The organism is Klebsiella sp. K4 (assembly GCF_014596785.2).
Classification (GTDB): Bacteria; Pseudomonadota; Gammaproteobacteria; order Enterobacterales; family Enterobacteriaceae; genus Klebsiella; species Klebsiella pneumoniae.
Map to the genome: position 1 here is coordinate 4,952,093 of NZ_CP115021.1, position 24,730 is coordinate 4,976,822.

A 24,730-nucleotide genomic window follows, 5' to 3' on the forward strand; every position below is an offset into this window, starting at 1 on the left:
CACAAGTTGATGAAACAGAAATGGCGTTTCATCACTCTCTAGTACGCCAGTTGAGACCAGAGCGCTATGCCATCGTCAGTCGCGTCAGGTCGTCCATGGCTCCCGACTTTCTTTGAGGATAGGTTAATGGCTTCCATTACTACCAGTGTCGTATTATTGCGCTGGCCCCTGGTGAGCGCGGTACTGATGTTTCTCGCCAGCTCACTGAATATTCAGCTTCGCAAAAGCGATTACGCCGGTCTGGCGGTGATCTGCAGCTGCCTCGGCCTGGCCGCCGCCTGCTGGTTCGCCACCGGTTTGCTCGGTATCACCCTGCTCGATATTGCCAAAATCTGGGGCAATATCAAAGATGTGATGATTGAAGTCATGAGTCAGACACCGCCAGAATGGCCGATGATGATGACCTGAGGTTAAAAAGCTTCCCGACGGGAAGCTTTTTCGTTTTCTGCAGCCCTTATTTCCCTAATTTCGCCATCATCTCCGGACGCATAAATTTATGGATCACCACCATAAAGAGCAGCGATGGGGCCAGCAAAATCAGCGCGGTAATCGACGAGACCTGATAGTTACCCGACATGCTGGCGTTATAGAGCAGCAGCGGCAGCGTGGTGATATCCGGCGCCCCGACGAAGAAAGTGCCGGTAAACTCATCCAGCGACTCCAGAAAAACAAAGATGCTGGCGGCAACGATCCCCGGCGCCGCCTGCGGCAGCACAATGTGCCAGAAGGTATACACCGGCCCGGCGCCCAGGTTACGCGATGCCCGCGCCAGCAGCGGGTCGATGGCTGAAAACGCGGCCACACAGATCCACACCGAGTACATCAGACCGTGGACGCTATGCACCAGCACCACCCCTGCGATACTGCCGTTCAATCCCCACTGATAAAACAATCGGGCAACATTCATGTATACCGTCAGGTTAGGAAAGGCCTGCGGGATAAGAAATAGCAGCATAAACAGCATCCGTAATGGCATTTTCCGCCGGGAAAGCGCATAGCCGGCGGGTACGGAAATCAGCAAACAGACCCCCACCGATAACAGAGCGATCAGCACGCTGGTTAACAGCGAGCTGGAGACATCGCTGTATGGATTGAAAACCTGATACCAGTACTTCAGCCCCCACCGACTGGGCAGCGAATGGGGAAAATACCAGCTTTCCGCTACGGTCCAGATCAACAGGTTCAGCAGCGGACCAAACATCGCCAGCAGCATAAACAGCAGCAGCAGGGTCTGCAGCACCGGACTGGCGCGCACTTTACGGCGCCCTTTCACCCACCATGCCGGGGTTGATACGAGGGCCAGCGCTTTCATGATTCACCGCCTTTTTGCTGCAGGCTGTGGCGCAGGTAAAACCACGACAGCGCGCCGCAGATCGCCAGCGACACCACGCCAAGCGCATTCGCCACCGCGTAATCACCATAGGAATTGACGCGAAATGCCATATCCACGGTTAGCATCGTCGGGGTCCCCACGCCGATCATCAACGGTACCGACAGCACCGACATCATGGTCACCGTCGACAGCACCAGCGCCACGCCGATAGTCGGCAGGACCTGCGGCAGCATGATATCGAACAGGATCCGCGGCCGGGAGGCGCCAAGATTACGTGCAGCAAGGATCTGCGACGACTCCAGCGCCGCCATCGCCCCGCAGATCAGCAGCGTGGCAAAGGCCAGTTGCTTCCAGACAAAGGTGATCACTATCCCTTTCCATCCCAGCCAGGAGAGCGTCTCCAGCGGCGTGACCAGGTCGGCCGCCACCAGCGCATTGTTCATCAGGCCATTTTTGGCGAGAAAAGTGCGCATCATCTGGGCAACAACGATAAAAGGAATAAACAGCGGCAGGCGATACAAAAAACCCAGCAAACGCACAACGGGTCGGCAGGGTGACAGCGCAATCACTGCCGACAGGGTAATGGCGAGCAGCGCTAACAGCGCCACTGAGATCAGCACGATAAGCAGCGAAAAGAGCACATCGCTGGCGTAGAGCGCATAGACCTTGCGGAAGTGATCGAGGGTGAACGGCTGTCCCGGCGCGGTAAACGCCGAGACCAGCGAAAACCCCAGCGGATACAAAAACAGGATCGCGATCATCAGCGCCGCCGGGGCAACCAGCAGCAGATATTTTAATGAACTGGACATAATAAACCTGGCGTCAGCACAAGCAAGCGCCCGGGACGGCGGCCCGGGCTGGAAAAAGGTTTAATTAGCCACCTGGCTTTCGTAACCCTCTTTGATATCGTCAAAGTAGGGGGCGATCGGGAAGCTTTTGCCATACTTCGCCAGCGCTTCCGGCGAGATTTCGGCAAACAGCTTTTGCCAGGTCGCCGCATCCAGCTTCGGCTTCACCTGCCCGGCGTCGATGCCCGGATACCAGTTGAACTGCTTGACGATCCCCTGCGCCTGAACTTCCGGGCTGGTGGCCAGCGCGATAAAGTCGCGCGCCAGCTGCGGATTCGCCGCCTTCGCCGGGATGACGTAATACATCGGCTGGCCCGGCATGCCCGGCGCCAGTAAAGCAAGCTTGATCGACGGCGGCAGCTTGCCCTGATCTTTCCAGCTATAGAACATATCGACCCACACCGGGCCCATGGCGATTTCCCCCCGGCTCAGCATATCGAGCGTCCCGGCGTTGCCCGGGGTGAAAGTTACGTTTTTATTGAACGCCTTTAGCTTCTCATAGGCCTGCTGCCAGCCTTTTTCGACGCTTTTATCATAGGGCCCGGCGGAGAGACGCTGGGCGTCGGTCCCGTAGGCGTAGATCCAGCCCACCACAAAGCTGACGCCGGACATGCCATTCTTGATGCCGTTATAGCCAAAAGCCTGCGGGTGTTTCTGCGTCCAGGCCACCAGCTCGTCATACGACGCCGGCGGGGTAGTGACCAGATCGCTGTTCCAGGCGATAGCGGTCTGGCTTAAGAACATCGGCATCACGTATCCGTCAACGTTAACGCCCAGCGCCTGGGTGGCGCTCGGCGAACTCACCATGCCGCCGGTCTGAATATCCTGACGGTATTTTTGCAGCAATCCCTTTGCCACCTGCTCACCGCCCGCCTTCTGGTGCACTACCGCGACGTCGATATCCCACTGCTGCGCGCCGCTCTCCTGCTGGGCCGTTAGCTTCTCGCTAATTTTATTCGACCCGGCGTCGCCGGGGCCGGTACCGATCACCCGCACCTTGACGCCGGGATGAGCGGCTTCAAATTTTGGCCCCAGCCAGGTTTTTACATAATCCACCATATTCTGATCGCCCGCGGTGGCGACGTTGAGAATGGTGTCGGCCTGTGCGCCAAGGCTCAGGAAGAGGGTCGTTACGATCGCTGCTTTCGTCTTAGTCAACATGGATTGTCCCCAGAATGAACACGCTGATATCACTGTGATAGTGGTAAAGGAAAAATATGCAGGGCCGGCGTTGGCACATGGAGCCGAACGCGGCTTTTTGTCGGCCAGCACTGCGCGGCATCCGCCAGGAGCAGGCGGTCATGGCAGCGCACGCTGTGACGATACAGATTGCCCAGAAACGCGCTTTGCTCCACCACGCCTTCCAGAGCCAGCCCCTCCTGCGGCGCAGGCTGCGTTAATTCAGCGAGCGCGGCATCGGCGCTGCGAAAATAAATAACGTTGTCACCCTGCTGAGCGGCAGATAAACCGGATATTGCGGCAGCGGATAATTCACCGGAAATTATTTTATTATCGGCCCCCATAAAATCAGCGACGAAGGGCGTCGCGGGGCGTTGATATATTTCTTCCGGCGTGCCGGTTTGTTCAATACGCCCCTGATTTAATACCGCAATGCGGTCCGCCATCACTAAGGCTTCCTGCTGATCGTGGGTGACAATTAATGACGTGAACCCCAGTCTCTTTTGCAGAGATTTAATTTCATGGCGCACATTCAGGCGCACTTTGGCATCCAGATTAGATAACGGCTCATCCAACACCAGCACCTGGGGCTCTATGGCCAGGGCTCTCGCCAGCGCCACCCGCTGCCGCTGGCCGCCCGACAGTTCGGTCACTTTCACTTCGCCAAGCCCTTCGAGATTGACTATTCGCAGCAGCTCCGCCACCCGCCGCGCGATATCCGCCCCCCGCCATTTGCGCAGCTTCAGGCCATAGCCGATATTGCGCGCTACCGTCAGGTGCGGCCACAGGGCGTAGCTTTGAAATACCATGGTGATATTGCGCTGCTCCGGCGCAAGATGAGTGATCGTTCGGCTGGCAATAGCCACCTCGCCGCTTTGCACCGGAATAAAGCCGCAGAGGGCGTTCAGCAGCGTGGTTTTTCCGCATCCCGACGGGCCCAGTAGAGCAATCATCTCTCCCTGCTCTACCGCCAGATCGATATTATGTAAAACCACCTTATCGCCATAACTAATTTTAAGGCCGGAGATCTGTAAATAACTCATATTCGCTACCTGAAAGCGCTGCTGCGGCATTTTTTTTAGCAAGGTGAACACGTGTTCATTTGGCTGTAAAAAAAATGCAACGTTGACTCGACATGATGTGAGCCTACTTTGTCGGGTATTTATGACAATTTAATTAAGCGGCAAAAAATTTTGGCGAGGGTAAATGAAAATAGATGTGCTTGGCTGCGGGAGCGCCTTTTCCTGCACGCAAAATACCTCCGCGCTGCGGGTGATCGATGCGGACAACAAACAGTGGTTAATCGACTGCGGCCCCACCGTTCCCCGCGCGCTCTGGCAGCGCGGCGGCGAGGTCAACGATATCGACGCGATCTACTTCACCCACGTTCACCCGGACCACTGCACCGGCCTGACGGCGCTACTGAACCACTGGAAAAGTTATTCCCGTCAGAAGCCAGTCATTATCTACTGCCAGCCGGCGCAGCAGCCGGTGCTCATGCAGCTGGCCGCGCTGGCGAACTGGCCGCAGGCGGACCTTGGTTTCACCATCGACTGGCAGGAATGCCGCGAAGCCTGGACGTGGCAGGACTGGCAGATCCGCACTGCCCCCACCCAGCATGAGCTGAGTAATCGCGCCATCCGCATCACCATTGCCGGGCAGACGCTGTTTTACAGCGGCGATGGCCGACCGACCGCCGACTCGATAGCCCTGATGGCCGGCGCCGGGCTGGCGTTTCAGGAGTGCGCCTCGGTAGCAGCCCTGGACGATGACGCCTCGCATGGCGATTTCCCCTCCTGCCTGATGCTGTTCAGAACGCTGCAGCTCCCGGCGCTGGGGCTCTATCACTGCGAGGATGCTTCCCTGTCGGCGCTAAAGCAGGCCTGTCAGCCGTGGCCGGGCTTATTCGTTTCCCGGGATGGACTCACCTTAACGCTGCCGCGTCCCACGCCCACTGACGAGACGTACCTCCTATGAACCCACGCAAACCCAGCGTCACCGCCCAGGATGTTGCCCGGCGAGCGGGCGTCTCCCGGGCAGTGGTGTCCCGGGCGTTGAGCAACAACGGCAGCATCTCTCCCGACGCCCGGGCGCGGGTACTGCGCGCCGCCGAAGAGCTGGGGTATCAGGTTAACTTCCTCGCCCAGGGGCTGAACCGCCAGCGCAGCCACTTAATCGGCGTGATCGTCTCGCGCATCAGCGATCCTTTTCGCAGTACCCTGCTTGATGCGCTGCTTAACGAGATCCAGCGCCAGGGCTTTCAGGCGCTGGTGAGCGAGATCCACAGCGAGCAGGATCTGGCGCAGACCTTGCGCCGTTTCGCTCAGTTTCGCGTCTCCGGCGTTATCGTCACCTCCGGCCAGCCGCCGGAGGCGCTGGTGAACGAGTGCGTCCAGCAGCATATTCCGGTCGTGGGCATTAATCGTCAGCCGACGATCCCCGGCGTGGATTACGTTTGTTCTGACAACGCCGCCGGCGCCGAACTGGCCGCCGACCAGCTGCTGCGCAGCGGCTGTCAGCGCTTTGGCTGGCTCAACCACCATCCTTCCACCTGGGCCGGCCGCATGCGCGGGGAAGCGTTCGGCCGGGCGCTGCAAAGGCGCGGAGTGGACGTCGAACGCCACCTGGCGATCCTCGCCTGTCAGCAAGAAGGTTACGCGGGCGGGTTACAGGCTGCGGCGCTCGCCGACGAGGCGCTGGAGGGGATCTTTTGCGCCAACGCCCAGCTTGCCTGTGGCTTTCTCGATGGAATGCGCCAGCGCGGCAGAGAGGCTCCGGCGGATTTTCAGCTGATTGGTTTTGATAACACGCCGACGACCGCGCAATATAGCTATCAGCTCACCACGCTACATCAGGATGTGGCGGCGATCGCCCGCCAGGCGCTCGCCCGGCTTCTGGAGCGCGCCGCCGACCCTTCGCAACCTTCACGCACCACCTGGGTGGAGGTAACCTTAATTCACCGGCGCACGTCGCCCTTTGTTATCTGAGAGCAGGACTATGACGGAAGCACAACGAGAGTCATTATGCACCTTGATTCGCCAGGCAGGCGCCCACGCCCAGGCGCTGCGCGATGCGGGATTACAGGTCGATAAAAAAGCGCGCCAGGACTTTGTGTCGCAGGCGGATCTCGCGGTAGAACAAGAGATTAAAGGCTGGCTGCAGGCCCACTTTCCCGAGGAGGGTTTCCTCGGCGAGGAGAGCGGTTTTGAAGGCGACGACCATACCGTCTGGGTGCTGGATCCTGTCGATGGGACCACCAACTTTATCCTCGGCATGGATTACTGGTGCATCTCACTGGCGCGAGTGTGCCAGGGCGAGCTGTCGCTCGGCATCATTTACGCCCCCGATCGCGATGAATTTTTCTTCGCCGCCCGCGGCGAAGGCGCGTATCTCAACGGTCGGCGCCTGACGCTACGCGAGCCGGAGCCCGATGCGGTGGTGATCGGCATGGGGCGCTCCAGCCGGGCCCCGGCCAGCGACTACGCCCGGGCCATCGACACGCTGCTCGACGCCGGTCTGGAGTATCGCCGTTTTGGCGCGGGCGCCCTGATGCTGGCGCATGTCGCCGCCGGTCAGCTCCACGCCTATTATGAAGCGCATATGAACAGCTGGGATGCGCTGGCAGGCATGCTATTGATTGAGGAGGCGGGCGGAACGTGCAATGCGTTTCTCGCCAATGCGGGCCTGCGGCGAGGCAACCTCGTGCTGGCCGGCTGCGCAAGCGTCCAGCCTCGACTGGCCGCCCTGCTGGCGAAATGACGTCACGCCGCCGGTGTCTGACCGGCGGCGTGGACTGGCTAACGCCAGGGTTCACTGCGGGGAATATTATTCGGGCAACGCTTAATCGTGCAAAAGGACTGGTAAAAACAGGAGTCAGACCGCTCGCCACCGGCATGGTAAGGGCACGATGGTCGCTCACGTAATTTTTCCCACTGCGCCTCGTCGTACACCGTAATATTATAGATTTTTAATGAATGATACTGGTCATTAATTAAAACTCTCGAGGAATAGAGTCTTATCGACTCACCGGGCAACAGGATTACATCAGCCTCGTACCACATGATAAATTTCAAGAAACGCAGACTGGATATAGCCGAGAAGGCGATACCAGATTGCGGGCAGATCAGGGTATTAAGAATAGTCCATTTCATATTCCTTCCTTATAAAGATGCTACAAATTATTACAATATATAGTGATAGCATTCATTGTTATAAATCGCAAGCGCCCCTGACAATTATGTGATTTAAGACAATTCCTAACAACATACTCCATTATTAGTAACGTTTCATTTCCCTCTCTAAATTTATGGTTAGGCCTGATGAAAAACAGCCAAATTAACCTTAAAAAAGAAAATATAATAAAAAATAAGATAATATAAACTTAATTGACAATACGTATTAGTCCCTCTGGATGAGGCCTCAGCCATTGGTATTAGATGATGCAGCACTGAGTATTACCCGCGGTTTGGCAAGAAGAGAGGACCATAGCAGGCAGCTATTTATTGCGTGGTTACCTCGTCGTACGCCACCAGGTCCGCGAGGCCCTCAGACCGCGCTCGGGTAAATGTCGCGGGTGTCCCGCCAGATCGCATTCCTTAGCGATAATATCGACATAGCGGTTGAGTATATTCTGCTCAATCGCTATGTCGGAGGACAGTCCACAGAATATAGCCACGCCGGTCTATCAGGCCCCGTTGGAGCCCTACCAGGTTTTGCCAATATTAAACTGAAACTGTTCTGCTTTATCACCATCGTACTTTTTAAACGGCTCTGCCCAGGAGAAGACCAGTGGACCGAGGGGAGACATCCACTGCACGGCAATCCCCGCGGAGAGACGAATATGACTCGGATCGCCGTAATCAGGGATCCCTGCCGCCAGCGTCTGCGCGGTGTTGTGCCAAGATGTGCTCCAGACCGTCCCCGCGTCAACAAACAGCGAGGTTCGCAAGCTATCGGCGTACTTATCATTCACAAAGGGGGTTGGAATGATAAATTCGCTGTTCAGCACCGCCATGGCATTCCCGCCGACCGCATCAGACGAGGCGTCCAGCGGGCAGGCGCTATAGCTGCTTTCGCTACCGTTACAGCGGTAATAGGCCGCTTTAGGCCCAATGGTGTTAGAAGAAAATCCGCGCACTGACGACGAACCGCCAGCGTAAAAGTTATCGTAGAACGGCACACTTTTGCCGTCTAACCCGCCGGCATAGCCTGCGCGCAGGCGTTCCATCCAGACCCAGCGCTTGTTCTCGCTCAGCGGCAGATACTGGGCGGTGTCAAAAGAGAGTTTGTAGTAGCTATTATCCGAACCGGGGAGCGTCACTTTACCGCTCAGGCTGCTCTTGTTTCCCGCACGCGGGAAGAAGCCGCGATCGAGATCGTTGTAGCCCCATCCAAGACTTACAAAATAATCGTTGGCGCTATATTTTGCGCCGCTGTCGCCATCTTTCGTCACCACGCTGGGCTCGATTCCCCGAGAGCTGAGGTAGCGCCAGGTCGTCAGCTCCGGATCCATATTGGTCAGGCGATTATGGACATAATCCAGTCCCAGGTTCAGGGAGTTATTTTCGCTAATGGGAAACCCTAGCGTACTACCTAAACCATAGCTCTGCTGGTTATAGCTCCCGGCATCCGCATCAGAAGCATCATAGCTGTTATAAAAAATCTTTCCGCCCAGGCTGATGCCATCTACGGTAAACCACGGGTTCGTCGCCCCCAGTTCAAGATAAGACTGGTAGCTGTTGCGCGTCCCGTTGAAGCTAACGCTATTACCCGTTCCCAGCCAGTTATCCTGCGTCACGCCAAGCTGATAGCTCACGCCGCTGTCCGTACCAAATCCCAGGCCCACATTGAATGAGCCGGTGTTGCGCTCCTTCACCTTGTAGACCACATCGACCTGATCCGCCGTTCCATTGACCGGAACGATCTGCTGTTCAACGTTCTCAAAAAAACCCGTTCGATCAAGACGTACCTTCCCTTGATCGACTTTTTCGTTGTTGAGCCACGCCCCTTCCATTTGGCGCATTTCACGACGCAGCACCGCGTCCCGGGAGGTGTCGTTACCGGAAAAGCGGATCTGGCGTACCGAGTAGCGGCGGCCCGCGTTGACCTGAATATGCAGCACCACGCGGTGATGCGCATCATCGATTTCCGGCGTGGACGTCACCTGCGGCCAGGCATAACCATACTTACCAAAATGCTTTTTGATCTCATTTTCAACCGTGGTGACTTGCGCCCCGCTATACCATGCCCCCGCCAGCGGCTGGGCAAGCGCCTCGATCTCCGGCCCATGCTGAGCCAGATCGCCTGTCACCTGAGTTCGGTCGACCCGATAACGTTCGCCTTCATTGAGGGCGATAGTGATATACAGGGATTTTTTATCTGGCGTCATACTGACCTGCGTGGACTCGATAGCAAAGCGCGCATAGCCGCGATCGAGATAAAAACTGCGCAGCGTTTCCAGATCGGCTTCCAGCTTCTGCTTCTGGTATTTTTTATCGGCTACCACGTTCCACCACGGCACATTATCACGTAGCTGAAGCTGGTCCAGGAGCGTCTCTTCCCGAAACGCCTGATTACCGATAATGTTTATTTGTGCGATTTTCGCCGAGATGCCTTCCTGAAAAACGAACGTTAAGTCAACGCGATTACGCGGTAACGGGGTCACCACCGCGTGAACCTGCGCACTGTATTTCCCCGCGCTGTAATAGAAATCCTGCAACCCCTTTTCTATTTCGCTAAGCGAATTTCTGTCCAGTGCGCTACCTGCAGAAATACCGGACGCGGTGAGATTTTCCTTTAGCGCATCATCCTTCACTGCCTTATTCCCGGAAAAACTGACGCTGGCAATAGTGGGCCGTTCCTTAACCTGCACCACCAGCGTTTTCCCATCGCGCAGGATCTGCACATTTTCGAAATTGCCGCTCGCATACAGCGCGCGCACTGCCTCGCTGACATCTTCTGGCGTCACCGCATCTCCCGCGTGCAATGGCATACTTAATAGCGCCGCCCCGACGGTCACGCGCTGTAGCCCTTCAAAACGGATATCATCAACTTGATATGATGTTGCGGCATATAACGTTAAAGGGGCGATCAATAATCCGCTGATGATATGAGTCTTTTTTAACATGAATGTGTCGTCTACGAGATAATGAGCAATAGCAGTGTTCTGCTGGCGTTGAGCTTATTTGTTCAGGATGCATCTCTAAAATATGCGACAGAAAATAACCTGAGCGAGGCGCAGAATTACATGCAATTATGGCGACAAAATGGAGAAAAAATGGATATTAAAGCATCTTTAAAAATATATTTAATGATGGAACTTTTTCTGAAGCGCATTGTTCTAATGGCCAACACCAGTACTATATTTAGATTTGCCTGAACGTTTTATTAATAAAAAGCCCCCTTTCTTATTAATGGAAAGGGGGAAGGATCTCGTTAGGAATGATGCTCTCTGGGATCACCAGGAACAGGGAGAAAAATAACCTGCAACCCAGCAGATTTAATGAAGAGAAATTGAATAAATTATGCAACTGATATCACAACATTCTACCCCGAATTCACCGCCAGACGCCGTTGGCAAACATCTCCATATTTTCCTCAAAATAGCAGAATACAGTAGGGTCGCCTTATCAAGGCATCAAGGAAAGTCTATCGTTATCTACAATAGCCAAGCAGTGGCGCCTCGCCAGGGAAGGTGAGGCATAGGTTTCGCCATCCTGCCGCCTCCCATCATCAGCCACAGGGAACTGCGTATGACACGCTTACTCAAGACAATCTTGCCCATCATCCTCTGCGCCCTCTTCGGGTTATCGTTCGCTTCACCCACGCAGACTGTCGCCAGTCTGCCGATCGTTCTTCCCGCGCTGACATGCGATGCGCTAAGCGCTACCGACTTCAGCGCGGCCGTTGGCGCAAAGGTCACTATCAATCACACTGAAATGCAGACCTCCGCGCAGGGAAGCTGGTGCAAGGTGAGCGCCACTATCGCCCCTGAGATTGGCGTGCAGATTGCCCTGCCGACTCAACGCTGGAGTCAACGTTTTTTGCAGGTCGGCTGTGGCGGACTGTGCGGGAGTATTAACCTGAGTCTGTCGAATGCCAGCGGCTGCCTGCCGGCAATGAACGGCGAGTTTGTGGTGGCAGCAACCGATATGGGGCACCATGGCAGTATGATGGATGCGTCATGGGCCGAAGATCCGCAAAAGCGCATCGATTTTGCCTGGCGCGCCAACCACCTGACCGCCGTGCTGGCCAAAGCGGTGATGCAGACGCTTTACCGCCAGCCGCCAAAGTATGCCTACTTTATGGGCTGCTCAGACGGCGGTCGCGAAGCATTGATGGAAGCGCAGCGCTTTCCGCAGGATTTTGACGGTATCAGCGCTGGCGCGCCAGCGGCCTTTTTCCAGTTTCAGAACTCCTTCTTCCACGGCTGGAATGTGGCCGCCAATCAGCGCCCGGACGGTACCGCTATCCTGCTGAAAAATCGCCTTCCTCTGATTCACCAGGCCGTGCTGGCTCACTGCCCGACGCTTTCCGGCGTGCAGGATGGTATCCTGCAAAATCCGTATGCCTGTCAGTTCTCTGAGTCATGGCTCCCCCGCTGTCCTGCCGATGCTCGGGATCGTTCTACCTGCCTGACGCAGGAAGAGATCGAGGTGGTGAAAAAGCTCTACCGCGGGGCTTACGACAGCCACGGCGCCCAGTTCGTCGCGGGCGGTCTGCCGCTGGGTTCCGAGCTACGCTGGCCGGTGCCCGAGACGCCGACCGGCCACTCAATGTCGGAAATGATGGTACTACCGGCTCTGCAATCCGTGCTCCTGCCAGGAGAAAAACAGAAGATCCAATCGATGCGGGATTTCCCGCTTAACCAGCAGAATTTTGACGCCGTCGCCCAACTGGCGCCGCTCTATAACGCGGCAAATACCAATCTTCATGCCTATCAACAGAGCGGCGGCAAGCTTATCCTCTGGCACGGTCTGGCCGATGACTCCGTCAGTCCGGCCTTTTCTATCGCCTATTATCGCGGCGTAGAAGCAGAGATGGGCCATGCCGCAACGGATACCTTCCTGCGGTTATTCCTGCTGCCTGGGGTAGCCCATTGCGGTAATGGCGAAGGTTACGATCAAATTGATCTCCTTACCCCGCTGATGCGCTGGACCGAGGAAGGCATCGCGCCGCAGGAGATCATGGCCGGCAAACGGGCAACAGCCGCTGCCGACCTGCCGCCGATGACAGAAAAACCAGATGCGCAAACGCAGTTTCACGGCGTGCAGAAAGTCAGTCAGCCTTACGCTGACGCCGCTCCAGCTGTTATCGCGACTCGTCCGGTGTATCCCTTCCCGGCCATTGCCCGTTATAACGGGCGCGGCGACGTGAATGACGGCGAAAATTATCATGCAGAGCAAACAACCGCCTTTGGTCATCTGCAGCTGGCAAAACCCGCCAGCGACTATATTGGCCCTGATAATCAAAAAAATTATCAGGTTCGCCACGGCACACTCACTGTTCAATAAACCCCAGGGCTCCTCATTGAGGAGCCCTGCGTTATGGGATTGGCCGCAATTATGCGTAGCAAAACGCTCCAGCAATCGGTATTAAGCGACCTGCTCTTGTGGATCGATAATAATCTGGATAAGAAACTGACCGTCGACGATCTGAGCGATATCTCTGGTTATTCCCCCTGGCATTTGTTTCGGCTCTTCCGTCATTATTTTGATCGTTCGCCAATGGAATATATCCGCCAGCAGCGCATGTCGCTGTGTTGCCGTTTATCGCTGACGACGCCTGGTTACCGAATCGTCGATATTTGTATGATGGTCGGTTATGACGATCTCAGTGCGTTTAATCGTACCTTCAAAAAATATCATGCGCTCACGCCCACTCAGTATCGCTATCAGATCACGCGGCAAAAATAAGGAGGTCCCCCTCCTCCGCATCGCTGCGGTTGGGAATGGAAGGGGGACAGGGGATATTACAGAAGGGAAATAGCAGGATGCTATTATCGAGCCCGGTCGGGATCAACGACCTTGCGCGACGGAAATCAGTATAAAAGGATATGTTGAGCTAATAATGTAGAGGGCGTGAAGATTTTGTCACGATTTATAACCGCCTCCTCCGCTGTCATCTGAAATAAAAAAACCGGGTCGCGTTGCACCCGGTTTACTCCTCATCAGGATCATCAGAAATGAGTATTAACGCTCATAAAGAAGGTCCGCCCCGATTCGTTATAGGTCTCGGCACCCGCGCCATACAGATAAGCTCCCGTCGTCGCGTTGCCGGTCGTTTGCGCATTCCCTGCCCGGTAGTGGCGAATATCAAACAGGTTATCTATCCCGCTGGTGAAGCTCAGATTTTTGTTCACATCCCAGGTCGCACTGAGGCCGACAATGCTGTATGGGCTGACTTCGTTTAGTTCGCTGCCGCTGACCGCCTCGCCCTTATAATTAAAGCGTTTTGGTTTCTGTCGACCATACCAGGTAAAGGTGCTCTGCAGGGAGAGATCTTCACGAACCTGCCAGCTCAAAGTCGAGTTCAGGGTAAACTGCGGGATCACTGACAGTCGGTCGCCGGTCGTCTTATTCTTGCTTTGCAGCATCCAGGTCAGGTTATTGCTCCAGTTAACCGTCTCCCCCACCGGCAGATTCAGCGTTCCTTCCAGGCCTTCCACTAACGCCTTTGGTACGTTTTCCCACTGATAGATATTGGTGGTGCCGTTGCTGGCGGTACCCACCGCCGCATACCCTGACTCAATCTTATTGTGATAGTCGTTACGGAACCAGGTGATCCCCGCCTGATAGCCATCATGCTTGTACTCAAGACCAATCTCTTTATTAACGCTGGTCTCCGCTTTCAGATCGCTATTCCCCATCAGATAGCAGGCGGAACTACTGGCGTAACAGCCTTGACCGTTGCTGTAGAGAATATAGTTCGGGTTCAACTGGTAGAGGTTAGGCGCCTTGTAAGCACGGGCAATGCCCAGCTTCAGCGTCCAGTCGTCCGTCAGCTCCTGAGACAGGTTCAGTGAGGGGCTCCAGTTATTGCCGACTATGCTGTGATGATCGAAGCGCAGAGCGGGTGTCAGCATGGTGCTGTCCGTTAGCGCCATATTATCTTCGGTAAACAGCGAGAAGATCTCGGCGCTGGAGTACGGGCTACGACCGGTAGCCGATACGCCATCGATAGTGCCGTAAGAGAGCGCCTGGGTTGTCGATACGCCATCTTTCATCCGCTGCTGATTCCATTCTGCCCCCAGCGTCAGATTCTGATCGACCCCCAGCGTAAACGGAATATTCACTTCACTATGTAGCAGGACATCGGCCAGATCGATATCTGAAAACTCGCTACTGGAGAAGATCCCTTCCGTACCGCCCGCCAGCCCTTCATCCATTCGCGAGTTACGGGTGTGTTCGTACTGGGCATAGCTGTTGCTGGTCACGCCATTATCCCAGCCGCCGGTCCATGTTACGCCGTAAGTTTGCCGGAAGAGACGGTTGGTCTCTTTCCCGTACATACTCTTCACCAGCGTACTGGTATTGGTGTTTTGTGTGTCGCCGGCATAGAGATTATCCTGGCGGCTGTAACCGGCCTCAAACTCCAGGGCCTGCATCGGGGCAAACTCCCAGCGCAGCTTACTGTGAATATCTTTGTTCACCACCCCTTCACGTCCGGCGGGATAAGAACCGGCGTAGGAACCGGTACGTTCCGCTTCATGCCCGGCGTTAATATCCTGTGCATCGGCCTGGGTTTTACTCAGATTACCCCAGAGATTGAAGCTGACACTGTCCGACAGCGGACCATTGAGGCTAAAGTTAGTACGTTTCGTCGCCCCTTCTTTACGGTGCTGCGGAGCATTCATATAGGTATTCCACGAACCGTGCCATTCTCGCGTGGTCGGTTTGGTCACGATGTTGACGACCCCGCCCATCGCGCCATTACCATAGCGCGCCGCCGCCGGGCCGCGGATCACATCGATATGATCGATCATCTCCGCTGGCACCCAACTGGTATCGCCGCGGGAGTCACGATCGCCGCGCCAGCCATACCGCACCGAGTTACGGCTGGTCACCGGTTTACCATCGACCAGCACCAGCGTATTCTCGGGCCCCATGCCACGGATATCAATTTGCCGGTTGTTGCCGCGCTGCCCGCTGGTAGAGTTGCCGGTCAGGTTTACCCCGGGCTGCGTACGAATTAACTCCGACACATCGCGGGCGGGGGGATGTTTGCGGATCTCTTCTGCGGTGATGGTCGACACGCCCGGCGCCTGCAGGTTCTGCCTGGCGGCGGTTATGACCATCGTCTCCTCGTGATTTTCGGCAGTGGCGGCGCTCTCGTCAGGCGTCGATTGTTCGGTCATGTTCTCTGCCGCCTGCAACGGCACGCTACAGGCGAGCAGAGGAATGACGATCCCCAGCGGGAAGTGAGACGTGTATTTCATAGAATATGCCCTGTTTTCTGTTGCTGTCGGGCATAACGCCTTCCCCAATTGAAAAAACAATGGGATAAAATACTTGCCTCAGCGCGTCGCCAGATTTTGGCGCAGGTCAGCGCCTTCCCGGCATTAATGGGAATAAAAAAAAGCGTGAGGCATAATAAAATTAAGTGCCCTGTTTCATCATTAGAGAAAAAGCGCTGCGCGCTATTCTTTGATAGCGTAATCCAGACAGCGTGTCATTAGAGTAATGTGCCGTGTTACGGTAATAAAAATGAGATTCATTATCAAGATGATAATAATCAATATCGGAGAAAAATAAAATAAATACTAACAATCAAAAGGTTACAACAAAACAGATGGGGAGAAATAAAATAAAAACATCATCATTATTTTCTATTTATCATTAAAAACACACATTTTCGCCATATTATCTCCATAGTTAAATTAAAGATAAAAACACATTAATAGTAAGCGATAAAATGGGAGAAAACTATTTGTCGGCATTGTTATGTTTTTTACGCCCTTGTCGTTCCCAGCTAACGGCGGCCGTTCTGCTAAAATAATCACATCCCCTGCGGAGTATTCCTCCATGAACGCCTACTCGCTATCACGTCTGTTTATCGCCTGGCTCACCTGCCTCGCGACACTGTTATTCGCTCCTCTGCTGCCGGCAGTAGAGGCGGAAAAAGCGCCGCCGGCAGCAGCCGAAGACAACACGCTATCGATTCATATCGACGATATGCTACGGCCATGGAGAGGCGATTTGCCTGACATGATCGACCGTCGTACCATTCGGGTATTAACCACCTACAGCAAGACCTTCTTTTTTATTGATAAAGGCACCCAGCGCGGGGCGACGCACGACATTTTTATCGCGCTGGAAAACGAGCTGAATAAACAGCTAGCGAAGGATAAAAAGCTCAAACAGCGCCACCTGAAGCTGCATATCGTTTTTGTGCCGGTCAGTCGGGACAATCTCTTTATCGCGCTTAATGAAGGTAAAGGCGATATTGCGGCTGCCAATCTGACTATCACGCCCTCGCGGGAAGCACAGGTCGATTTCGCCCAGCCGCTCTACAGCAACGTGAAAGAATTACTGATCTCCGGCCCGGCTTCACCGAAGGTCGACAGCCTGGAGCAACTCTCTGGTCAAACCGTCTTTGTTCGCCGCTCCTCCAGCTATTACGACAGCCTGCAAGCGCTGAACGCCCGATTTGCCGGTGAGTCGCGCCCACCGGTGATACTGGAGGCGGCGCCGGAAGCGCTGGAGGATGAAGATCTGCTGGAAATGCTCAACGCCGGGCTGATTCCGCTGATCGTCGTCGATCAGCATAAAGCGTTGTTCTGGAAACAGGTGTTTCCAAAAATTCAGGTCCATGACAATGTGGTGCTGCGCGACGGCGGCGACATTGCCTGGGCGGTACGCAAAGACAGCCCGCAGCTGCTGGCGGTACTGAACAACTTCGTCAAAAAGAATCGTCAGGGCACCACGCTGGGCAATACTCTCCTGCTGCGTTACCTGAAAAATGCTAAATATGTCAAAAATGCCGCGGCGAGTAAGGAACGACGCAAATTCCTCGCGATGGTAGATGTCTTCCGCAAGTACGGCGATCGTTACGACGTCGACTGGCTGCTGATGGCGGCCCAGGGATACCAGGAGTCGCGGCTGAATCAGTCGGTACGGAGCCACGTCGGCGCCATCGGCGTTATGCAGGTGATGCCCAGCACTGGAAAAGAGCTGAAGGTGGGCGATATTAAACAGCTGGATCCCAATATCCATGCCGGCGTGAAATACATGCGCTGGATGATGGATCGGTACTATGCCGATGAGCCCATGACCCGGCTCGATAAAGCGCTGTTTACCTTTGCCTCCTATAACGCGGGTCCGGCGCGTATCGCCCGCCTGCGCACCATGACTAAACAGCGAGGATTTGACCCGAACGTCTGGTTCGGTAACGTCGAAAATATGGCGGCAGAAAAAATTGGCGCCGAGACGGTAACCTACGTCAGCAATATCTATAAGTATTACATCGCCTATCGGCTGATCGTCGATGACATGGCCCGCAAACAGAAAGCGACGGCCGTACCGCGGCAGGAGCCGGTGGCGCAGCCAGTCAAACCGCAGCCCAGCATGGCGACAGCCGCCACCGCTCAGGTGCCCGTCATCTGAATCGCCCGTCACCGCTGGTCAAATCTCATCCTGAAATGACGGAGCAGGAATAACAAAGAAAAAGCCCCGGCGAAACCGGGGCTTTCTGTTTTCGACTGCGTAGACAGTGCGCCTAAGGCAAGCCTTAGAACGGGATGTCGTCGTCGAAGTCCATCGGCGGTTCGTTGGAAGGCGCTGCCGGGGCCTGCTGCTGCGGACGGGACTGCGCGCCGCCGCTGAACTGGTTGCCTCCCTGCGGCTGCTGCGGCTGACCCCAACCGCCCTGCTGCTGGCCGCCGCCTGCCGGTGCGCCGCCGCCCTGACGGCCGCCCAGCATCTGCATGGTGCCGCCCACGTTCACCACCACTTCGGTGGTGTATTTGTCCTGACCGGATTGATCGGTCCACTTGCGGGTACGCAGCTGGCCTTCAATGTACACCTGAGAGCCTTTACGCAGATACTCACCAGCGACTTCCGCCAGTTTGCCGAACAGCACAACGCGGTGCCACTCGGTCTGCTCTTTCATTTCGCCGGTCTGCTTGTCACGCCAGGATTCGGAAGTTGCCAGCGTGAAGTTGGCGACAGCGCCGCCACTTGGCATGTAGCGTACTTCCGGGTCCTGCCCCAGATTACCGACGAGAATCACCTTGTTTACGCCTCTGCTGGCCATGTTCGTGTCTCCTGAATACGTTTCTTAATAGTGTAAACGCGCGAGTGTACCATTTCCACGTAGCATTTTAATAGCTGCGAGGCTGATTCCAGAGATAGTACCCGGCTACGGCATTGTTGCACACTCGACCCGAATTTGCATTCCGATACTGTATATTCATTCAGGTTAAATTGTGTCATAATTAGCCGTTTCTGCCGTTTGTCCTTCAAGCAAACCAGGCAATCCGTGTATCTACCTACCGGGAAAGGTGAATGGATAAGATCGAAGTTCGGGGCGCCCGCACCCATAATCTCAAAAACATCAACCTCGTTATCCCGCGCGACAAACTCATTGTCGTCACCGGGCTTTCCGGGTCTGGCAAATCTTCACTCGCTTTCGACACCCTGTATGCCGAAGGCCAGCGTCGCTACGTCGAATCGCTCTCCGCCTATGCGCGACAGTTCCTGTCGCTGATGGAGAAGCCGGACGTCGACCATATCGAAGGGCTGTCGCCGGCGATTTCCATCGAACAGAAATCAACCTCTCACAACCCCCGCTCGACGGTGGGTACTATTACCGAAATTCACGACTATCTGCGTCTGCTGTACGCCCGCGTCGGCGAACCGCGCTGTCCGGATCACGACGTGCCGCTGGCGGCGCAAACCGTCAGTCAGATGGTCGATAATGTCCTCGCCCAGCCGGAAGGCCTGCGCCTGATGCTGCTGGCGCCCATTATTAAAGAGCGCAAAGGCGAGCACACTAAAACCCTGGAAAACCTCGCCAGTCAGGGCTACATCCGCGCGCGGATCGACGGCGAGGTCTGCGATCTGTCGGATCCGCCGAAGCTGGAGCTGCAGAAGAAGCACACCATTGAGGTAGTCATCGACCGCTTCAAGGTGCGCGACGATCTGGCGCAGCGCCTGGCCGAGTCGTTTGAAACCGCGCTGGAGCTCTCCGGCGGGACCGCCATTGTGGCTAATATGGATGATGAGAAAGCGGAAGAACTGCTGTTTTCCGCCAACTTCGCCTGCCCGATCTGCGGCTACAGCATGCGCGAGCTGGAGCCGCGTCTGTTCTCCTTTAACAACCCGGCGGGCGCCTGCCCGACCTGCGACGGCCTCGGCGTGCAGCAATATTTCGATCCCGATCGCGTGGTGCAAAATCCCGAGCTGTCGCTGGCGGGCGGCGCCATCCGCGGCTGGGATCGGCGTAACTTCTACTACTTCCAGATGCTGAAGTCGCTGGCGGAGCACTATAAATTCGACGTCGAAGCGCCATGGGGCACCCTCAGCGCCAACGTGCAGAAAGTGGTGCTGTACGGTTCAGGTAAAGAAAGTATTGAATTCAAATACATGAACGACCGCGGGGATACCTCGGTGCGCCGCCATCCGTTCGAAGGCGTGCTGCATAACATGGAGCGCCGTTACAAAGAGACGGAATCCAGCGCGGTGCGCGAAGAGCTGGCGAAGTTCATCAGCAACCGTCCGTGCGCCAGCTGCGACGGCACGCGTCTGCGTCGCGAGGCGCGCCACGTGTTTGTGGAAAACACCCCGCTGCCGACCATCTCCGATATGAGCATCGGCCATGCGATGGATTTCTTCAACAATCTGAAGCTCTCCGGCCAGCGGGCGAAAATCGCCGAAAAAGTGCTGAAAGAGATTGGCGATCGTCTGAAATTCCTCGTCAACGTCGGCCTCAACTACCTGACGCTCTCCCGCTCGGCGGAAACGCTCTCCGGCGGCGAAGCCCAGCGTATCCGTCTGGCAAGCCAGATTGGCGCCGGGCTGGTTGGCGTGATGTACGTGCTGGATGAACCCTCTATCGGCCTGCACCAGCGCGATAACGAACGCCTGCTCGGCACCCTGATCCACCTGCGTAATTTAGGTAACACGGTGATCGTCGTTGAGCACGACGAAGACGCCATTCGCGCCGCCGACCATGTGATCGATATCGGTCCCGGCGCTGGCGTTCACGGCGGCCAGGTAGTAGCGGAAGGGCCGCTGGAGGCCATTATGGCGGTCCCGGAATCCCTGACCGGCCAGTTCATGAGCGGTAAACGCAAAATTGAAGTGCCGAAACAGCGCGTGCCCGCCAACCCGGAGAAAGTCCTCAAACTGACCGGCGCGCGCGGCAACAACCTGAAGGATGTAACGCTCACCCTGCCAGTGGGCCTGTTTACCTGCATCACCGGCGTCTCCGGCTCGGGTAAATCCACGCTGATCAACGATACCCTGTTCCCGATTGCCCAGCGCCAGCTCAACGGCGCGACCATCGCCGAACCAGCGCCGTATCGCGATATCCAGGGGCTGGAACATTTCGATAAAGTGATCGATATCGACCAGAGCCCGATCGGCCGGACGCCGCGCTCCAACCCGGCAACCTATACCGGGGTGTTTACCCCGGTGCGCGAGCTGTTCGCCGGCGTACCGGAGTCTCGCTCACGCGGCTATACGCCGGGGCGCTTTAGCTTTAACGTTCGCGGTGGGCGCTGCGAAGCCTGCCAGGGTGACGGCGTCATTAAGGTTGAGATGCACTTCCTGCCGGATATCTACGTGCCGTGCGACCAGTGCAAAGGCAAACGCTATAACCGCGAAACGCTGGAGATTAAGTACAAGGGTAAGACCATCCACGAAGTGCTGGATATGACCATTGAAGAGGCGCGTGAATTCTTTGATGCCGTGCCGGCACTGGCGCGTAAGCTGCAAACCCTGATGGACGTCGGCCTGACCTATATCCGCCTTGGCCAGTCGGCGACGACCCTGTCCGGCGGCGAGGCGCAGCGCGTGAAGCTGGCGCGCGAGCTGTCCAAGCGCGGTACCGGCCAGACGCTGTATATCCTCGATGAGCCGACCACCGGTCTGCACTTCGCCGATATCCAGCAGTTGCTGGAAGTGCTGCACCAGCTGCGCGATCAGGGCAATACCATCGTGGTGATTGAGCACAACCTCGATGTGATTAAAACTGCCGACTGGATTGTCGATCTCGGCCCGGAAGGCGGCAGCGGCGGCGGCGAAATCCTGGTCTCCGGTACGCCGGAAACCGTCGCCGAGTGCGAAGCCTCGCACACCGCGCGCTTCCTCAAGCCCATGCTGAAATAATTAGCGGGTAAGCTGCTGCCGGACCGGCTCCGGCAGCATTTTCACCGCCTGCTGATAAGACGCATCGACCAGGTAGTAGATTTGCGAATCCGGCAGCGAGCCATCCAGATAGACGGTGCTCCAGTGCGCTTTATTGAGATGCTGGCTGGGCCGGACATCGCGATGCTGCTGACGCAGCAGCTCAGCCAGCTCCGGACTCGCCTTCAGCGCGACCGCCGGCCGCTGGTCCTCAACCTCCTTCACCATGGCAAACAGCACGTCTGAGACCTTAATCTGCGTGGCTTTCCAGTCGCTGTGGACGCTCTGCTCTGCTCCCGGTTTCGCCATGCAGTACTGTAATAACTCCGAAATTGTCATCTTTTATTCCCCCATGAGCGTCGCAACGATGCGCCGCGAACCGCCGTGTATCCGATGCTCCCCCAGCCAGATGCCCTGCCAGGTTCCCAGCCTGACGCGTCCGTCCTCGACCGGCAGCATTAGCGACACGCCAAGCATCGATGATTTGATGTGCGACGGCATATCGTCAGGGCCTTCATAGTCATGTTCATACGGCGCATTGTCCGGTACGGCGTTGAGAAAATACTGCTCCATGTCATAGCGGACGGTGGGATCGCAGTTTTCGTTGAGCGTCAGGGAAGCGGAAGTATGCTGGAGCAGGAGGTGCAGCAGGCCAACCTTCACCCCGGACAGCCCGCGGATCTGGCCAAGGATTTCGTCAGTGACCAGATGAAAACCGCGGGATTTTGGCCCAAGCGTCAGGGTTTGCTGATACCACATCATTGACTCCTTTTGCGAATGAATCCTTCTAAGTGTGCAGCAATACGTGAAAAGGTAAAACCTTCCACCCCTGATTTTGCATAAAAAAACGGCAGCGCCGTCGCTGCCGTTTATCGCGTTCAGGCGGTCATCAGTATTCGGAATTGACGATTACTTCCTCGCCCAGCGCGCCAGCCATCGGCAACGGCTTATAGGAGGAGTTGGCGGCCCGCAGCACGCGGATGCCACGGGCGCCCGCTTCGCGGGCGGCGGTGATATCGTTATCCGAATCGCCGTAGAAAACCTTTATCTGCTTCGCCTGCAGCCACTGGGTCTTGGTGTTTTGGCCAGGCTTATCGCCAGCGAAAATCACCGGATTCATATTGGCGGCCGGGATGAGAAAATCATCCTGCAGGGTTTTAGAAACGGTTTCGGTTTTGGTCTGGCTGCGGCCGGTGACGAACCAGATGCTGTCCCCGCGCTTCACATGCATCGCAATCAGCTGGCGCGCCACCTCTTTCGGCATGCTGAATTCATCCCAGCCATTGTTCATTTTTTCCCAGAACTGCGGGTTTTTCAGGTAATCCTCGCTGCCGGGAGAGAAGGTTTTTTGCCCGCGCCAGAAACCCGGACTGGAGAAGAGGACGGTGTCATCGATATCAAAGCCGACGGCCATCGGCGGCCGCCCCAGCAGGCTGTTCTCAATTTGCGCCACCGAAACCCAGTGGATCGGCGCCTGCTCGGCCAGCTGGGCCACGTTGGTGCCGACACATAGCGGCTGCGGCGTGGAGGCGCGCGCCACAACGGCGCTGTTCAGCGTGAACAGGAGAGAAGCCGCCGCAAGGGCGAGAGTAAGTTTGCGCATATTTATCCCTAAATCTATCAATCATTATTGTTTTCAATAATGTGCATGCTTATCAACGTCCCGACCTTACCCGCCGGCGGCATGGATGAAAAGCCTTTTTCGCGCAGATGTCATAGAAAAAGAGGATGATCACATCCGAGGGGGTTGCCCCTGCCCGTTGACCGGCAGAGACAACCTGCTGGAGAGCGGCTTACATTACCGCGGCAAAAGCTTTCGCTACCTGCTGAACATTACGTGAGTTTAACCCCGCCACGCACATGCGTCCGCTGGCAATCAGGTAGACGCCAAACTCGTCGCGCAGACGATCCACCTGCGCCGCGCTAAATCCGGTATAGCTGAACATCCCGCGCTGCTTGAGCAGGTAATCCACTTTGCTGCCCGGGGCAACCTGCTGCAGCGCGTCGACCAGCGCCTGGCGCATGGTCAGGATGTGCGCGCGCATGGCGTCCACTTCCGCCTGCCAGGTGGCTTTCAGAGCTGCATCGTTCAGCACCGTCGCCACCACCTGCGCGCCAAAGCTCGGCGGGCTGGAGTAGTTGCGGCGCACGGTGGCCTTCAGCTGCCCCAGCACGCGGCCCGCGGTTTCGCTGTCTTCACAGACCACGGACAGACCGCCGACGCGCTCCCCGTACAGCGAGAAAATTTTGGAGAACGAGTTGCTGACCAGCATCGGCATCCCGGTGCTGGCGATGGCGCGAATAGCGTAGGCATCCTCTTCCAGCCCCCCGCCAAAGCCCTGGTAGGCGATGTCGAGGAAGGGGATCAGCTGACGCGCTTTCAATACCTCAACCACGCGGTCCCACTGGGCTGGCGTCAGGTCGGCGCCGGTCGGGTTGTGGCAGCAAGGGTGCAGCAGCACAATATCGCGCGCCGGCAGCGTTTGCAGCGTCGCCAGCAGGTCCTCAAAGCGCACGCCGTTGGTGGCTTTATCAAACCAGGGGTAAGTACTTACTTCGAAGCCAGCCCCTTCAAAAATGGCGATGTGGTTTTCCCAGGTCGGATCGCTGACCCAGACATGAGACTCAGGAAAGTAACGTTTGAGGAAGTCGGCCCCGACCTTCAGCGCGCCCGAACCGCCGACCGTCTGAATAGAGGCAATGCGATTTTGCTTAAGCGCGGTATGCTCTGCGCCAAACAGCAGCGGCGCAATCGCCTGACGGTAGCCGCTCAACCCTTCCATTGGCAGATACAGCGAGGCGCCATGTGGCTCGGCGTTCAGGCGTGCTTCCGCTTCCGCCACCGCCTGCAGCTGCGGGATAATGCCGTCATCGTTGTAGTACAGCCCGATACTCAGGTTGACTTTGTCGCTTCGCGGGTCTTCTTTGAAGCGTTCCATCAGAGAAAGAATAGGGTCGCCGGCGTAGGCGTCAACTTTTTGAAACACGCGATGTATCTCCAGGTTTACATGGGGCAGGTTCTT

At 56.3% G+C, this 24,730-nt stretch carries 21 protein-coding genes; 9 read left to right on the forward strand and 12 right to left on the reverse strand.

The window, feature by feature from the left end:
- The first annotated feature begins 126 nt into the window (after positions 1–126).
- Positions 127–408 (forward strand): YjcB family protein, encoded by a 282-nt coding sequence (locus IB144_RS24420; RefSeq protein ID WP_002885064.1) that lies wholly within the window; start codon positions 127–129, stop codon positions 406–408.
- Positions 409–454: 46 nt separating this feature from the next.
- Here the strand turns inward: IB144_RS24420 and IB144_RS24425 are convergent, their stop codons facing one another.
- From IB144_RS24425 to IB144_RS24440, 4 genes are read right to left on the reverse strand one after another with little or no spacing between them, the layout of a single operon-like run.
- Complete coding sequence (locus IB144_RS24425; RefSeq protein WP_004186517.1) at positions 455–1,312, reverse strand: ABC transporter permease subunit; 858 nt, start codon at positions 1,310–1,312, stop codon at positions 455–457.
- Complete coding sequence (locus IB144_RS24430) at positions 1,309–2,142, reverse strand: ABC transporter permease subunit (protein ID WP_004177833.1); 834 nt, start codon at positions 2,140–2,142, stop codon at positions 1,309–1,311. Before IB144_RS24430 ends, IB144_RS24425 begins: the two co-directional genes overlap by 4 nt.
- A gap of 60 nt (positions 2,143–2,202) precedes the next feature.
- Entirely contained in the window at positions 2,203–3,342 is a 1,140-nt protein-coding gene (locus tag IB144_RS24435; protein WP_004177835.1) for an extracellular solute-binding protein, read from the reverse strand.
- A gap of 29 nt (positions 3,343–3,371) precedes the next feature.
- Positions 3,372–4,403, reverse strand: a complete 1,032-nt coding sequence (locus IB144_RS24440; RefSeq protein ID WP_004177837.1) for an ABC transporter ATP-binding protein — start codon at positions 4,401–4,403, stop codon at positions 3,372–3,374.
- A gap of 163 nt (positions 4,404–4,566) precedes the next feature.
- Between IB144_RS24440 and IB144_RS24445 the strand changes: the two genes are divergently transcribed.
- Genes IB144_RS24445 through IB144_RS24455 form a run of 3 tightly spaced genes read left to right on the forward strand, consistent with a single transcriptional unit; the run spans position 4,567 to position 7,119 of the window.
- Entirely contained in the window at positions 4,567–5,337 is a 771-nt protein-coding gene (locus tag IB144_RS24445) for a ribonuclease Z (RefSeq protein ID WP_004178284.1), read from the forward strand.
- Positions 5,334–6,347, forward strand: coding sequence for a LacI family DNA-binding transcriptional regulator (locus IB144_RS24450; RefSeq protein WP_032418197.1), 1,014 nt, complete (start codon positions 5,334–5,336; stop codon positions 6,345–6,347). Before IB144_RS24445 ends, IB144_RS24450 begins: the two co-directional genes overlap by 4 nt.
- Positions 6,348–6,357: 10 nt before the next feature.
- Positions 6,358–7,119, forward strand: a complete 762-nt coding sequence (locus IB144_RS24455) for an inositol monophosphatase (protein ID WP_032418198.1) — start codon at positions 6,358–6,360, stop codon at positions 7,117–7,119.
- A gap of 38 nt (positions 7,120–7,157) precedes the next feature.
- On the opposite strand, the gene iraM is transcribed toward IB144_RS24455, so the two are convergent.
- Both iraM and bamA read right to left on the reverse strand, forming a co-directional pair.
- Entirely contained in the window at positions 7,158–7,511 is a 354-nt protein-coding gene (gene iraM, locus IB144_RS24460) for an anti-adapter protein IraM (RefSeq protein ID WP_002885039.1), read from the reverse strand.
- A gap of 551 nt (positions 7,512–8,062) precedes the next feature.
- Entirely contained in the window at positions 8,063–10,486 is a 2,424-nt protein-coding gene (bamA, locus tag IB144_RS24465) for an outer membrane protein assembly factor BamA (RefSeq protein WP_004146635.1), read from the reverse strand.
- A gap of 21 nt (positions 10,487–10,507) precedes the next feature.
- Between bamA and IB144_RS24470 the strand changes: the two genes are divergently transcribed.
- The 3 genes from IB144_RS24470 to IB144_RS24480 all read left to right on the forward strand — a co-directional run bounded on the left by IB144_RS24470 (position 10,508) and on the right by IB144_RS24480 (position 13,274).
- The gene (locus tag IB144_RS24470; protein ID WP_004146634.1) at positions 10,508–10,738 is read left to right on the forward strand and encodes a potassium:proton antiporter; all 231 of its coding nucleotides are present in this window, start codon (positions 10,508–10,510) and stop codon (positions 10,736–10,738) included.
- A gap of 373 nt (positions 10,739–11,111) precedes the next feature.
- Complete coding sequence (locus IB144_RS24475) at positions 11,112–12,872, forward strand: tannase/feruloyl esterase family alpha/beta hydrolase (RefSeq protein WP_065888543.1); 1,761 nt, start codon at positions 11,112–11,114, stop codon at positions 12,870–12,872.
- 33 nt (positions 12,873–12,905) lie between these two features.
- Complete coding sequence (locus IB144_RS24480) at positions 12,906–13,274, forward strand: helix-turn-helix transcriptional regulator (protein WP_048337965.1); 369 nt, start codon at positions 12,906–12,908, stop codon at positions 13,272–13,274.
- 263 nt (positions 13,275–13,537) lie between these two features.
- Here IB144_RS24480 and IB144_RS24485 read toward each other — a convergent pair whose 3' ends face one another.
- Positions 13,538–15,796, reverse strand: coding sequence for a TonB-dependent siderophore receptor (locus IB144_RS24485; protein ID WP_048337964.1), 2,259 nt, complete (start codon positions 15,794–15,796; stop codon positions 13,538–13,540).
- Between the two features lie 586 nt (positions 15,797–16,382).
- On the opposite strand from IB144_RS24485, the gene IB144_RS24490 reads away from it, so the two are divergent.
- Positions 16,383–17,963: a lytic transglycosylase F gene (locus IB144_RS24490; RefSeq protein ID WP_032418202.1), complete on the forward strand. Its 1,581-nt coding sequence runs from the start codon at positions 16,383–16,385 to the stop codon at positions 17,961–17,963.
- A 124-nt stretch (positions 17,964–18,087) separates the two neighbouring features.
- Here the strand turns inward: IB144_RS24490 and ssb1 are convergent, their stop codons facing one another.
- On the reverse strand, positions 18,088–18,612 hold the full coding sequence (gene ssb1 / locus IB144_RS24495) for a single-stranded DNA-binding protein SSB1 (protein WP_004151744.1): 525 nt from the start codon (positions 18,610–18,612) through the stop codon (positions 18,088–18,090).
- Positions 18,613–18,863: 251 nt separating this feature from the next.
- On the opposite strand from ssb1, the gene uvrA reads away from it, so the two are divergent.
- Positions 18,864–21,689 carry an excinuclease ABC subunit UvrA gene (gene uvrA / locus IB144_RS24500; RefSeq protein WP_004146620.1) on the forward strand — a complete coding sequence of 942 codons (2,826 nt, stop codon included), beginning with the start codon at positions 18,864–18,866 and terminating at the stop codon, positions 21,687–21,689.
- Here the strand turns inward: uvrA and IB144_RS24505 are convergent, their stop codons facing one another.
- The 4 genes from IB144_RS24505 to tyrB form a co-directional block, all read right to left on the reverse strand.
- Entirely contained in the window at positions 21,690–22,046 is a 357-nt protein-coding gene (locus IB144_RS24505; protein ID WP_002884953.1) for an MmcQ/YjbR family DNA-binding protein, read from the reverse strand. It lies immediately after the preceding gene.
- Positions 22,047–22,049: 3 nt separating this feature from the next.
- A complete protein-coding gene (locus IB144_RS24510) occupies positions 22,050–22,466 on the reverse strand; it encodes a secondary thiamine-phosphate synthase enzyme YjbQ (RefSeq protein ID WP_002884951.1) in 417 nt (138 codons plus the stop codon).
- 130 nt (positions 22,467–22,596) lie between these two features.
- Positions 22,597–23,310 (reverse strand): acid phosphatase AphA, encoded by a 714-nt coding sequence (gene aphA / locus IB144_RS24515; RefSeq protein ID WP_040165058.1) that lies wholly within the window; start codon positions 23,308–23,310, stop codon positions 22,597–22,599.
- A 190-nt stretch (positions 23,311–23,500) separates the two neighbouring features.
- Complete coding sequence (tyrB, locus tag IB144_RS24520) at positions 23,501–24,694, reverse strand: aromatic amino acid transaminase (protein WP_040165061.1); 1,194 nt, start codon at positions 24,692–24,694, stop codon at positions 23,501–23,503.
- Positions 24,695–24,730 lie beyond the last annotated feature (36 nt).